Source organism: Kitasatospora sp. NPDC088264 (genome assembly GCF_040685715.1).
Lineage (GTDB): Bacteria > Actinomycetota > Actinomycetes > Streptomycetales > Streptomycetaceae > Kitasatospora.
Genome location: NZ_JBFBIR010000001.1, coordinates 51,861 through 64,341 on the forward strand (window position 1 = coordinate 51,861; position 12,481 = coordinate 64,341).

Sequence of the window (12,481 nt, forward strand, 5' to 3'; positions counted from 1 at the left end):
GGCCGTCCCCAATCCCCCGTCGTGGCCCGTGTCCCGCCGGGTGCCGCCCCGGGTCGTCATGTGCCCCGGTAGCGGTCCACCACGGAGGTGAACTCGCCGACGAGGTGCTTCGTCACGGGTACGCCGGACGGTCCGCCGAGCAGGTCCGCCAGTTCGACGTCGCACACCACGGTGACCTTGACGGTCGTGACGGCGCCGCCGGGCAGGTCCAGTTGGCCGGGCACGACCTGGACGTCCCCGTTGCGGCAGGAGACGCCCTGCTGGCGCAGCGTCGCGAGGGCCGAGTCCCGGCCCGGCTGCGTCATCCCGTCGACGCTGCGCTGCAGGGAGGCGGTGCGGGCGCCGGCCCGGGCGGCGGCCTCGACCGTACCGGCCGTGGTCTGCACCCGCCCGGCGGCGATGGCCACCAGGACCAGTCCGACCACCGGGGGCACGACGATCGCCGCCTCGATGGCGACCGCGCCGCCGTCGCTGCGCCGGACCGGCCACCACCGGGGTCGGCGCGCGGCGCAGGGCTCGGAACGGCCCTCGGAACGGCGCTCGGCGCGGAGCGCCGGCCACCGACCGGCCCGGGTCCGCGGTCTCACGGCGCCACCGCCACCGGCGGGACGAAGTGCTCGCGCGGCGCCTCGGCGAACTGCGTGAGGGCGGGCGCCGACAGCCCGGGTATCAGCAGCGGCGGGCGCACCGCCACCGTGACCCGGACCACTTCGGGCGTGCTGCCGTCGGTCGTCACCGTGTACGAGTGCACGCCCTGCCGGTCGAGGAAGTCCCTGGCCTGTCGGCGCGCCGCCTCGTTCTTCACCTCGTCCGTCGCGTTGCCCTGGATCCGGCCGGCGTCCACGCCCTCGCGGGCGGCGGTGAGCGCGAGCTGGCGGTCGTACCACAGCAGCGCGGCCTGGACGACGAGCATCAGGAGCACCAGGACGACCGGGAAGACGATGGCGAGGCTCACGCTCATCGACCCCCGGTCGCCGCGGCGGCGAGGTCGGTACGTCACTTGGTGGCGCCTCCCGCGCCCGCACCCGGCATGTTCGGGTCCTGCTCGACCTTCTGCACGACCTTGTCCTTCAGCAGGTACAGCGCGGTCGCGACGGCGCCCGCGACGAAGACCAACGCGATGATGGCGAGGGCGAGTTCGATGCTGATCGCGCCGCGGTCGCCGCGCGCGCGGGCGGCCCGCAGCCGGCCGAGCCGCAGGGTGAACAGCAGCAGGGCGAACTGCACGGGCAGCAGGACGGGCCGGATCAGCCGGCCTGCCAGGTGGACGAGTCGGACGGTCATTCGGGTCTCCCGGGGGTGGAGTGCGGTGTGGTGCCAGATGCCCTGCGAGGATGGTCAGTTGAGCATCTGGTGGAGTGCGGGGAAGACGATCAGGACGGTCATCAGCAGGGTGAGGGCGGCTCCGGGTGCGACCATCCGCTCGCTGTCGGCGTTGGCGCGGGCGAGGTCCTCGGCGAGCAGTTCGCCGCGCAGGCCCTTGGCGCGCGCCCGCAGGGTGTCGTACACGGCGGCGCCGTCGGTGCCGGACAGCCGCATGATGTCCGCCACGTCCTGCAGCGGGCTGAGCCCCAACTCCTCGGCCAGCGCGTCGAGTCCGGCCCAGGGCGGGAGCCGGTCGGTGGCGGCGCGGTCGAGGGCGTCGCGGATGCGCCGGAACACGGTGCCGCGCCCGACCGCGGCGGCGCGGCGCAGCGCCTCGGCGGGCCCGCAGTCGGCGGCCCGTTCCAGGGCGACGAGTTCGAGGTAGGCGGCGATGCCGTGCAGGTACTCGGTGCGCGCCTCCTTGGCCTCGCCGCGCACGATGGCGTCGGGGACGAACCAGAGCAGGCCGGCCAGCAGCGGCCCGGCCAGCAGCGGCAGGGCGAAGGGCAGGCCGATGTCCATCAGCGCGGCCATCGCGCCCAGGTAGGCGGGCAGCAGCAGGCCGATCGCGGCGAACAGCAGCTTGTGCACCATGAACCGGGCCGGGGCGCGGCCGATCAGGGCGAGTTCGCGGTGCGGCAGGGACACTCCGCGCAGGCCGATCGAGCGCTCGCCGATCCGGTCGTACCAGCGCGGCCGCTCGTCCGGGTCCGCGGCCCGTTCGGCGGGGGTGCGGTGCAGCCGGTCCAGGGCCTGGCGCAGGTCGGGCGGCGCGGGCCGCAGTTCGGCGATCAGCAGGGCGACGCCGCCGGCGGCGACGGCCCCGGCCAGCACGGACCAGGGGGAGATCACCGGACCTCCCCGAGCTGCTGGAGCGCCTCGTCCTCGCGCGCCGGGGCGCGGCGCCCGGCCTTGCCGCGCCGGTCGGACGCCAGCAGCCGGGGCACCGGCGGGTGCGAGGCGAGGGCGCGCATCCAGGCGATGATCGCGACGAACAGGGCGGCGACGACGGCGAGCACGATCTGGCCGAGCAGCGTGCCGTACGGCCGGGTGTACTCGGTGTTGAAGGAGCCGACCGTGACGACCAGCACGATGATGCCGACCAGCCAGCGGATGGTGGTGCGGTGCTTGGCCCGGTCGGCCTCGATGGCGCGGCGCTGGCGGACCTCCTCGCGCACCGAGTCGGCCATGTCGGCCAGTGCCCGGGCCAGGCCGGGGCCGCTGTCGCCGGACCGCAGCACGAGCGCGGCGAGCACCTTGTCGGCGGTGGCGTCGGCGACGCTGTCGGCGAAGGCCTGGAGCGCCTCCTCGGGCCGCCAGCGGGCCTGGAGCCGGGCGGCCAGCTCACCGATCTCCTCCTCCAGGGCGGCGGGGGCGGTGCGGCGGCTGGTGACGATGGCCTGGTTGAGGCCGACGCCGAGCAGCAGCACGTCGGCGATGCGCTGGGTCCACTCGGACAGCGCCTCCAGGCGTTCGATCCGGCGGGTGTCCGGGCGGGTGGTGTCGAACAGCCAGGGCAGGCCGAACACGGCCAGCGGCACCAGCAGGGCGGCCAGCGGGATGCCGGTGAACAGCCAGGCGAGCGGGGCGCCGGCGAGCGCGAGCGGCAGCTGGATCCGGCGCAGCCGGGCGACCCGGGCCGAGGCGGCGCCGGGGGCGCCGTACCAGAAGACGTGGGCGCGGCCGGCCAGCGGGTTGCTCCGCTCCGGGGTCTCGTCCTCGTCCGCCGGGTCGCTGCCGCGGGCCCAGGCCACCAGGGCGACCAACCCGCCCGCGACGGCCAGCCCGCACAGGGCGAACAGCAGCATCATCGCGCGCCACCGCCGATCCGCAGTTGCAGCGGGGTGGCCCAGCCGCCGTAGCGGGAGCCGAGCAGGGCGGCGTCGAAGCCGGCCCTGCGCAGGTCGTCCAGGCACTGCGGCGGGGTGTGCGGGACCGCCCGCGGCTCACCGAGGTCCACCCGGGGGCCGAACACGGTGTTCAGCGCGGGCCGGCCGCTCTCGCCGAGGCCGGCGACCTCCAGGACGTGGGAGACGAAGCGGTGCCGGCGTCCGCCGACGGCGGTCTCGTCGACCATGGTGACGTGCACGATGAGGTCCAGGGCGTTGGCGGTGAGCCGGTAGGCGAGCGAGTCGGTCATGTGCGAGCCGTACTCCAGGCAGAGTTCGGCGATGCGGTCGACGACCATGTGCGGGCCGCGGGCGTGCAAGGTGCACATCGAGCCGCCCTCTCCGTTGGTCATGACCCGCAGCATCGGGACGACCTCGCCGGATCGGACCTCGCCGACGATGATCCGGGACAGCGTCATCCGCAGCGCCGCCGGGATGAGGTCGCCGATCGTCAACTCGCCCGCCAGGCGGCCTTCGACGCGTTCGCCGTTGCCCTCGCGGGCCTCCATCGGGACGACCTGGCGCAGGTGGCCGAGAGTGTGCAGCCACAGCTCGAACTCCGACTCCAGGGTGCCGATCCGCTCGTCCGGCGGGATCTCTGCGGCCATCGCGCGCAGCAGGCTGGTCTTGCCGACGCCCTGGGTGCCGGTGATCATCACGTTCTTCCGGGCCCGGATCGCGGCGGCCAGGAACGCGGCCAAGGTGCTGTCCAGGGTGCCGAGTTCGACCATCTCCGGCAGGGTCGCCGAGGCCACCCGGTGGCGCCGGATCGCCACGTACGGGCGGGGCGTCACCTCGGTGAGCGCCTGGAGGCGCATGCCGCCCTCCAGGCGCAGTGCGAGGGTCGGGCTGGCGGTGGACAGGCTGCGCTCGCCGCCGCCGTGCTGACGGGCCAGGTCCTGGAGCAGTTCGACGAGTTCGGCGTCGCTCTCGGCCACCGGCGGTACCTGGCGCAGGGGTTGGTGCACCCGGGAGACCCAGACGTCGTCACAGCCGTTGATCAGGATGTTCTCGATCTCCGGGTCGTCCAGATAGGGCTGGAGTCGCCCGGCCCGGAACAGCAGGTCGAAGACGGCCTCGGCGAGCGCGCGGTCCTGCTCCCGGGTGGGCGGGATGCCGTGGGTCTGCGCGTAGGCGTCGGACCAGCGGGCGACTGCCTCCTCGATCAGCGCGCGGCCGCGCTGGCGGCGGGTGGCGCGGTCCGGTTCGGCGCCCGAGGTGGCGGTCAACCGGGTGATCTGCTGGTGCAGTTCGGCCGCGACCTGGCGCTTCAGCTCGCGGGCCACCTGCGGGTCGACGGCCGGCCGGGTGGCGGCGCCGCGCAGGTCGAGCGAGGGCAGCTGGGAGGGCACGGCGGTGGGCGTGGCCGCGCCGCCCGCCTGGACGTACGGCGGCGGCGCGGGCTGCGGGGCGACGGGGCCCGGCCGGTAGGCCTGGGGCGGGGCGGCCGCCGGCGCCTGCGTCTGGGCCTGTGTCGGGGCCTGGGCCTGGGCCTGGGTGGCCCAGGGCAGCGCGGCCGGGTCGGCCGCGGGGTGCTGGTGCAGGGGGCTACCGCGCACGGAGCACCTCCCCGGGGTTGTACGGCTGCGGACCGTTCGGGTGTGCCTGATCAGGTGTCACGGCGGGCTGCTGGAGCGGGTAGCGGCCGTCGTCCTCGGGCTCCGGGCGGACGTACCCGGGCTGCTGGCCGTACGGGGCCCCCACCTGCTGGTCGTACGGGGTGGACCCGCCCTGCTGGTCGTACGCGACGTAGCCGGCCTGCGGCCCGTACGGCGGCTGCGGCTGCGGCTGGACGTGCCCCGGGAACGGGGCCGGAGCGGCCGGCTGGGGGGCCAGCCCGGCCAGCGGCGCCACCGGGCCGGTGGTGATCACCGGCCCGACCGGCTGCGGCGGGGTGTACGAGGGCTGCTCCCCCTCCACCGGCCGGTACGCCGTCGGCGCAGCCGCCTGCGGGGTCGGCACCGGGGGCTGGGCGTGAACCGCGGTCGGGGGCTGGGCCGGGGTCCCGGTCCGGGCCGCGGCGGTGAGCTGGGCCGGGACCGGCGCGGCGGTCGGCGCGAGCCGCTGGCGACGGCGGCGGACCAGCAGCTGCACCTCGTCCGCCGCCGAACGCGCCGTCCGCATCAGCTCCGAGCGGATGAACCGCCGGTCGGTGATGTCACCGCCGTCGGAGAGCACCCGGGCGGTGCGGGTGGCGTGCGGCAGCAGCCCCAGCACCGGCAGGCCGAACTCGCGCGCCACCTCCGGCCCCGAGTACGGCCCCTCGGCGACCAGCAGCAGTCCGAGCGCGTCCACCCCGGTGCCGGCCGTGGCGAGGTCCTCGGCGAGCGCGGCCAGTCGGGGCCGGGCCGAGCTCAGGCCGCGCAGCGTGGTGCGGACGGTCACCGCGACCACGTCCGCCCGGCGGGCCAGCACGGCGCTCACGCCGGTGGCGCCGGAGCGGCCGAGGTCCACGATGACGTCGTAGCCCTGCGGTTCGAGGCCGTGCAGCAGGTCGACGAGCGGCTCCCAGGTGTAGGCGAGGCCCGGGGCCTGGGTGGGGTCGGTCAGCCCGGGCAGCAGCAGCCGCTCGGCGGTGCCCTCGGGCGAGAGGTCGATCAGCTGCTCCCAGATGGTCTCGGCGAGCAGTCCGCGCCGGTCCGCGACGGCCAGGTTGCGCAGCCCGTACACCGCGTCGACCCGGCCCTCCAGGGCGCCCGCGAGCACCGCGCCGCCGTCCGGGTCGGCCTCCACCAGCAGGACCCGCCGTCCGGACTCCAGCGGCCAGGCCAGCAGCAGGGCCAGGGCCGCCGTGGTCGCGCCGGGCGCGCCCGGGCCGCCGGCCACCGCGATCACCGCCATCAGGCGCCACCCGCCCCGGTCGGGGGCACGGGGGCCGTGGCAGCGCCGGGGGTGGTCCCGGTCGCCGGGGCCGTCGGCACGGTACTGCCGCCGGTGCCCGCACCGGCGGTCCCGGTCGCGCTGCCGGCCGCGGCGGCGCGCGGGGCCAGCAGGACCTGGATCCGGCCGCCGGCCACCCACTGCGCCAGCCGGGGGCCGTCCGCCGCGCCGACGGCCACGTCGATCACCTGGCTGCCGTCGGTGTCCACCCGGCCGACCGTGATGACCGTCGCGGGCATCGAGTCGGCCTTGGTGTTGTCCGGGGTGTAGACCACGACGATCTGCAGCCCCGGCTGGAGCCGGCTGGCGGGCAGCTGGCTGCGCTTGGCCGAGACGCCGACCACGATCTGGCCGGGCTGCACCGCCAGGGTCTGCGCGACGTCGCCCCTGGTGAGCATCGCGCCGCGCTTGAGGTCGGTGGCGGCCCGCATGCCGACCGCCTTGTCCCGTTCGGTGGCGGACAGCGGCCGCAGCGCCGGATCCCCGGCGATCCGGGCCACCACCAGGTCGTCGTCGGTGATCACCTGCCCCCACGGGATGTCCCGGGCCAGCGCCAGCACGGCGACCCGCTGGCCGGTGCTGTTGTAGAGCACCGCACCGCCCAGGCCGCCGGCGGCGATCAGCGCGACGGCCATCGCCAGCACCGCCGGGCGCCGTCGCCGGGCCCGCAGCGTCCGGCCGGGGACGTGCGGGGCGGCGCGCCCCTTGCCCTTGCCCGCGCCGCCGCCCGGGGCCTCGCCCGGCCCCTGCCCCTGGTCCGGGACCGCCACGGACACCGCGGCCCCTGCGGGTGTGCCGGATCCCGGCGTCGCGAATGTACGGTTCTCCACCGGGTTCCGCCCTTCCCTCGTGCTCGTTCCGGATCGTCAGTACTGGTTTCTCGGTGCTCGGGTCACCGCTGCTCAGGCCGCCGGTGCCGGGCTTCGACACATGGACTTCGGCGCCGTGGTCGCGTGCGGCCGGGCCGCCGGCGCCCCGCAGCCGGGCCGCGGGGCATCGGACGTCCGCCGCCGCCAGGTCAGTTGAGGACCTGCACCTCGGCGACCTTGAGCGTGAAGTTCGAGGACTGCGGCATCTTGACGTCGAAGGTCTTCGCGTTCGGCCCCGTGACCACGACCTCACCCACCCAGTTCGCCGTCACCGTGCCGTTGAAGACGCCGCTCTTCCTGGTGCCCGAGCCCACGGCGAACTCGTAGCCGCAGTCCGGCGACTTGGCGGCGCCGTACTTGGGGTCGTACGGCGTCCCGGCCTTGTCGCAGGTCACGGAGACGCCGCTGTCGAAGACCCAGGTCACGCCCCTCAGCACCGGTGTGACGGTGACGGAGGCCCCCGGGACGGACAGCGTCTTGGGCGCGGGCGCCGCCACGCCGTCCAGCCAGAGCCAGACCGGCGCCTTCACCACCGCCGTGCCCTTGGGCGCGACGCCCGCCGTCGGCTTCGGGAAGCGCATCTCGTGGGCGAAGCCGAAGCCGACGTCCACCAGGTTCAGCGCCGGCGGCCCGGCCGGCGAGGTGGCCTCGAACACGATCTCGGCGCCGTCCTGGCCGCCGCCCGTCTGCGGGCAGACCTTCGAGTAGAGCGCGCCCTCGGACGGCTTGTGGCCCTGCCACTCCGGGTCGCCCTCGGGGGGCGGGTTGTCCAGCGGGCGGAAGTAGCACCCGACGCCGCTGTTGAACCAGCCGCGCTCCGGGTCGTGGCAGGGCCACTGCTGGTCGTGGTAGCTGCACAGCAGCGGCCCGTCGCCCGTACTTCCGCCACCGCCACCGCCACCGCCGGGCTGCGACGGTCCGGGCTTCGGTTTCGTGCCCCCGGAGTTGACCCCGGAGCAGATCACGTCCGGGTAGCACTGTTCGGCACCTCCGCCCGGCGGTTCGTCCGCCGCCGCCGACACCGCCGAGGCCAACAGCAACCCGGCGGACAACGGCGCGAGGATCGCGAATCGCCGGGCCGGTTTACGCGTGTTCAGCATGCCCGGTCCACCTCCCGCTTGAAGTCGTAGATCAGCCAACGTGCTTGGAACCAGCGCAGGGACGCGGTCGCGACGTAGCGGTTCAGTCGGTCGCCCGGATCCTTTGCCACCTGGGTGACGGCGTCGACGCGGTGCCATCCCGATACGTCGACGCAGTCCTCGATCACGGCGGTCTGCGGATCGGCTTTCAGGTCAATGGCCTTGACCACCGCCGAATTGCGCGGCGTTCCGGTCATCACCAGTTTGGCGTCGCGAAGTTGGCGGAGACTGACCAGGGTGTCGGTAAGGGCCCGCCCGGAAGAGTACGTCTCCAGAGCGAATCCGTCCGAATCCGACCGCCCGAATGCCTCGGCCTGGGCCTGCCACCAGTCCTGATACGTCTTCAGGGCGAGTCGCCCCATGGCACCTTCCGGCCCGTCCGTCGGCGCGATCGAGGTGTTTACCGAACCACCCGAAGGAGGTACCGGATCCACTCCCGCGACACTGGGCGCAGCCGTTCCGAGCCGATCGACGGAACCATCGGCACCGCCGCTCGCACAGGCACCGAGGAGCAACACCAGAACCACCCCACCGACCCCAACCGCCCCAGGGCGCAACACATTTCCGCGCTGCCGCATCGCCCCACCTCGTCGCGACCGACCGATTCATGATCCGTGGCCGCCGGAAGAATTCCGTCGTCCCGCAGGTGTTTCCGCTGGGGATCGATTCTTCGCCAACCCACCCCATCACGGCAACACCTCAGGCCACCTGACCTTACGCGGAAGGCGGTTCCGTCGGGGCACTTTCCCGCCACAGAACGGCCAACAGTTCTTCGGAAAGCGACAATCCGGCCAATGCGCCCCGAACCGCGGCCCGATTGCGCATCAACAGGCGCCCGCCCTGCGGCGGAACGAGCAGGCGCGCGCCCGGCGCACCCGAACTACCCGGCGCTTCGCCCCCGTCGAGCAGCGCGGCGACGGACGGCTGGAGGTCCAGCGGGGCGACGGCGGCCGGGGCACCCGGGACGCCCTGCCGCAGCACGGTGGTCAGGGCGTGGCTGAACGAGCCCTCACCACCTGGCAGTACGGCGTCCCGGCCGCGTCTGCCCGGGGTGTACCGGCCGACCCGGCCCCACAGCGGGACGCGCGGGTAGGCCAGCAGTTCCCCCGCACCGTCCTCGCCGCCGCCGCGCTCCAGCGCCGCCCAGGTGTCCCGGTCGGCCACCGCGTCGACCAGCAGCAGGGCCTCCTCGTGGTCGCCGTGCACCATCGCACTGACCACCCAGTCCCAGGCCAGGCCGCGCCGGTAGGCGTTGTCGGCGGTGCTGCCGCCGGTCACCAGGGCGAGCCGGCGCCCGCGCGGATCGACCGCCAACTGGCCGACCAGGCAGACCACCAGCCACCGGCCCGGGTGCTGGGCGGCCTCCCGGACGGCGGTGAGCATCGCGTTGGCGTCCGCGTCCGGCGCCACCTCGGTGACCCGGCAGCCGGCCGCGCCGACGTCGAAGCACATCCCGGGCAGCACCCGCGCGAGCAGCCGGGCTCCGTCCGGCGCCAGCGCCGAGCCCCCGAAGCCCCGATCGGGCCCGCCGTTCGCCCCGATCACCACCAGGTCGACCCCGCCCGCCATCCGCACGCCCCCTCCCATGCCGGCCCCGGCGCACCCGGGGCCGCCCGCCGCGCCCGCCGCTGCCGTGGTGAGCAGGGGCGCGTACCGTACCGCCGCCGGGCAGGCTACCGCTCCGGGCGGCCACCGACGGGGCTCCCGGCCCGTCCGCTCAGGGACCATGGGCCCTATCGGCACGCGCGCCGACCGGAGGACGATCGGACGCATGGAGCGTGAGGACCGTGTGGAGACCCTGAGCGAGGCCGAGTGCCTGCGACTGCTCAGCACCGTGCCCGTCGGGCGCGTGGTGTACACCGAGCACGCGCTGCCGGCCGTGCTACCGGTCTCCTTCGAGGTCCTGGACGGGCGGTTGGTGCTCGCCGTGCGCCGGGGAAGTGCCACCGCGCGCGGGCTTGACGGCACGGTGGTGGCCTTCCAGGCGGACCTGCTGGACCCGGTCACCCGGACGGGCTGGAGCGTGCTGGTCCACGGCCGGGCGGACGTGGTGCGCGAGCCCGAGCAGGTGCGGCGGGTGCTGCGGTCCGGCCTGCGGCCGTGGGTGGGGGACCCGGAGCCGCTGTTCGTCGCGCTGGTGCCGGAACTGGTCAGCGGCCGGCGGCTGTTCCCGACCGGGCAGGACGCGCTGGGGCGCGGGGCGCTGCGGTCCTGAAACACCCGCAGGCCGCCGCGCCCGGGTTCCCGCGTTCCTGTGTTCCCGGGTTCCCGCGTTCCGCACCGCTGACAGATACCGGCGGGTACGCATACGCTTCCGGCGTCCTGACCCCTCCCCCAGGAGCGCACCGTGACGAGCTTCGCCTCCCTCGCCGATCTGACCGCCGCCGTCGGCACCGAACTGGGCACCAGCGAGTGGCACACCATCGGACAGCGGCAGATCGACCTGTTCGCCGAGGCGACCGGCGACCACCAGTGGATCCACGTGGACCCGGAGCGGGCCAAGGAGAGCCAGTTCGGCTCGACCATCGCGCACGGCTACCTGACCCAGTCGATGATCCCGGTGCTGGCGAAGGAGTGCTACGGCGTCGAGGGCGTGCGCATGGCGCTGAACTACGGCTCGGAGAAGGTGCGCTTCCCGGCGCCGGTGCCGGTGGGCACCGCGATCCGGGCCACCGCCGAACTGCTCTCGGCCACCGAGGTGCCGGGCGGGGTCCAGGCGGTGGTGCGGTTCACGATCACCAGCGCGGAGAGCGCCAAGCCGCACTGCGTCGCGGAGACGATCACCCGCTTCTACGCGTAGCGGTACCGGACGGTTCTCCGCGTAGCGGCACCGGGCGGTGGCCCTGGGCGCGCGGCCGGGGCGGGGTACGCCGATTGGCCCGCGCGGGGCCGCTCACCAGGTCCGGACGGCCCATAACGAGTAATCTCCGACGAGATGGTTGTCGTATCGCAGCGGCCTCACCAGCCGCCCGGATACGCGCCCCGGCACGCCCGGTAGCCGTGACCGTCCTTGGAGGAGCCTTGCCCCGCCCCGCCCCCTGGTTCTCCCGCCTCGCCGGTCTGTCCTCGCAGTTCACCACCCCGCCGACCAGCAGCCCGACCACCAGCCCGGCCCTCGGCCCGACGGCGAACCGCACCGGGTCGGACCTGGCCCGACTGCCCCGCGCGGCCTGGCACCGGGTCCGGGCCGAGGCCTTCGGGGCCGAGCCCCGGGGCGAACGGCTGGCCCGGATCCACCGCTCCCCGCAGTTCGCCGACGGCGCCTTCCGCAACCCGCTGCCCACCCGCCGCCTGGTCTACGAGCGCAGCCCGCTGGAGATCACCCGCGCCCAGCTGACCGGGGACAAGACCCGCCGGGCGCCGACCGCCGCCGTACCCGTGCACCGGCTGCTCCCGGTCGACCTCGCCCTGCCGCCGGATTCCGGACTGCGGCTCACCTGGCTCGGCCACGCCACCGTGCTCGCCGAGATCGGCGGGCGGCGGGTCCTGATCGACCCGGTGTGGGGCGAGCGCTGCTCCCCGTTCGCCTGGACGGGGCCCAAACGGCTGCACCCGATGCCGCTGCCGCTGTCCGAACTCGGGCCGGTGGACGTGGTGGTGATCTCCCACGACCACTACGACCACCTCGACATGGCCACCATCCGCGAGCTGATCGGAACGGACGCGGTGTTCGCCGTCCCGCTCGGCGTCGGCGCGCACCTGGAGCACTGGGGAGTACCGGCCCGGCGGATCGCCGAACTCGACTGGTGGGAGTCGGTCGAGGTCGCCGGGCTCACCCTCACCGCCACCCCGGCCCGGCACTACTGCAGCCGCGGCCCGCGCACCAGCGCGCTGTTCCTCTGGGCGTCCTGGGTGGTGGCCGGCGGCGGGCACCGGATCTTCCACAGCGGGGACACCGGCTACTTCCCGGGCTTCGCCGAGATCGGCCGCCGGCTCGGGCCGTTCGACGCGACGCTGATGCAGGTCGGCGCGTACAGCGACTTCTGGCCCGAGGTGCACATGACGCCCGAGGAGGGCGTCCGGGCGCACCTGGACCTCGGCGGCGATCTGCTGCTGCCGATCCACTGGTGCACCTTCAACCTGGCGACGCACCCCTGGGAGGAGCCCGCCGAACGGGTGGTCACGGCTGCCCAGGCGCTCGGCGCCCGGCTGGCGGTGCCCCGGCCCGGCAAGCCCTTCGAACCGGTCGACCCGCCCGCGCTGCGGCTGTGGTGGCGCGCGGTCGCGGCCACGCCTCGCGGCATCGAGCCGCTGGTCCGGGACCGCAGCGCGGTGCCGGACCGGGAACGGGCGACGGATTTCAGCGAGCAGATCTCAAGATCTGCTCGCTGAAATCCGT

At 74.9% G+C, this 12,481-nt stretch carries 14 protein-coding genes; 3 read left to right on the forward strand and 11 right to left on the reverse strand.

The window, feature by feature from the left end; all coding sequences use genetic code 11:
* Nucleotides 1-56: 56 nt before the first annotated feature.
* From AB0O82_RS00185 to AB0O82_RS00235, 11 genes are all read right to left on the reverse strand, one after another.
* On the reverse strand, nt 57-587 hold the full coding sequence (locus AB0O82_RS00185) for a TadE/TadG family type IV pilus assembly protein (protein ID WP_363579171.1): 531 nt from the start codon (nt 585-587) through the stop codon (nt 57-59).
* A complete protein-coding gene (locus tag AB0O82_RS00190) occupies nt 584-961 on the reverse strand; it encodes a TadE/TadG family type IV pilus assembly protein (protein WP_063350046.1) in 378 nt (125 codons plus the stop codon). The genes AB0O82_RS00185 and AB0O82_RS00190 overlap by 4 nt, the downstream gene beginning before the upstream one ends.
* Before the next feature lie 35 nt (nt 962-996).
* Entirely contained in the window at nt 997-1,284 is a 288-nt protein-coding gene (locus AB0O82_RS00195; protein WP_363579173.1) for a hypothetical protein, read from the reverse strand.
* A 54-nt stretch (nt 1,285-1,338) separates the two neighbouring features.
* Entirely contained in the window at nt 1,339-2,217 is an 879-nt protein-coding gene (locus AB0O82_RS00200) for a hypothetical protein (RefSeq protein ID WP_363579175.1), read from the reverse strand.
* Entirely contained in the window at nt 2,214-3,176 is a 963-nt protein-coding gene (locus AB0O82_RS00205) for a type II secretion system F family protein (RefSeq protein WP_363579177.1), read from the reverse strand. Before AB0O82_RS00205 ends, AB0O82_RS00200 begins: the two co-directional genes overlap by 4 nt.
* The gene (locus tag AB0O82_RS00210) at nt 3,173-4,813 is read right to left on the reverse strand and encodes a CpaF/VirB11 family protein (protein ID WP_363579179.1); all 1,641 of its coding nucleotides are present in this window, start codon (nt 4,811-4,813) and stop codon (nt 3,173-3,175) included. The genes AB0O82_RS00205 and AB0O82_RS00210 overlap by 4 nt, the downstream gene beginning before the upstream one ends.
* Entirely contained in the window at nt 4,803-6,095 is a 1,293-nt protein-coding gene (locus AB0O82_RS00215; protein ID WP_363579181.1) for a hypothetical protein, read from the reverse strand. The genes AB0O82_RS00210 and AB0O82_RS00215 overlap by 11 nt, the downstream gene beginning before the upstream one ends.
* Complete coding sequence (locus AB0O82_RS00220; protein WP_363579183.1) at nt 6,095-6,910, reverse strand: SAF domain-containing protein; 816 nt, start codon at nt 6,908-6,910, stop codon at nt 6,095-6,097. Before AB0O82_RS00220 ends, AB0O82_RS00215 begins: the two co-directional genes overlap by 1 nt.
* Before the next feature lie 242 nt (nt 6,911-7,152).
* Nucleotides 7,153-8,103 (reverse strand): hypothetical protein, encoded by a 951-nt coding sequence (locus AB0O82_RS00225; protein ID WP_363579185.1) that lies wholly within the window; start codon nt 8,101-8,103, stop codon nt 7,153-7,155.
* Nucleotides 8,097-8,576 carry a hypothetical protein gene (locus AB0O82_RS00230; RefSeq protein WP_363579187.1) on the reverse strand — a complete coding sequence of 160 codons (480 nt, stop codon included), beginning with the start codon at nt 8,574-8,576 and terminating at the stop codon, nt 8,097-8,099. The genes AB0O82_RS00225 and AB0O82_RS00230 overlap by 7 nt, the downstream gene beginning before the upstream one ends.
* A gap of 280 nt (nt 8,577-8,856) precedes the next feature.
* The gene (locus tag AB0O82_RS00235; RefSeq protein WP_363579189.1) at nt 8,857-9,711 is read right to left on the reverse strand and encodes a hypothetical protein; all 855 of its coding nucleotides are present in this window, start codon (nt 9,709-9,711) and stop codon (nt 8,857-8,859) included.
* A gap of 202 nt (nt 9,712-9,913) precedes the next feature.
* On the opposite strand from AB0O82_RS00235, the gene AB0O82_RS00240 reads away from it, so the two are divergent.
* The 3 genes from AB0O82_RS00240 to AB0O82_RS00250 all read left to right on the forward strand — a co-directional run bounded on the left by AB0O82_RS00240 (nt 9,914) and on the right by AB0O82_RS00250 (nt 12,474).
* Nucleotides 9,914-10,357: a pyridoxamine 5'-phosphate oxidase family protein gene (locus tag AB0O82_RS00240; protein WP_063350036.1), complete on the forward strand. Its 444-nt coding sequence runs from the start codon at nt 9,914-9,916 to the stop codon at nt 10,355-10,357.
* 132 nt (nt 10,358-10,489) lie between these two features.
* On the forward strand, nt 10,490-10,942 hold the full coding sequence (locus AB0O82_RS00245; RefSeq protein ID WP_363579191.1) for a MaoC family dehydratase: 453 nt from the start codon (nt 10,490-10,492) through the stop codon (nt 10,940-10,942).
* A gap of 347 nt (nt 10,943-11,289) precedes the next feature.
* On the forward strand, nt 11,290-12,474 hold the full coding sequence (locus AB0O82_RS00250) for an MBL fold metallo-hydrolase (protein ID WP_363579651.1): 1,185 nt from the start codon (nt 11,290-11,292) through the stop codon (nt 12,472-12,474).
* Nucleotides 12,475-12,481: the final 7 nt, after the last annotated feature.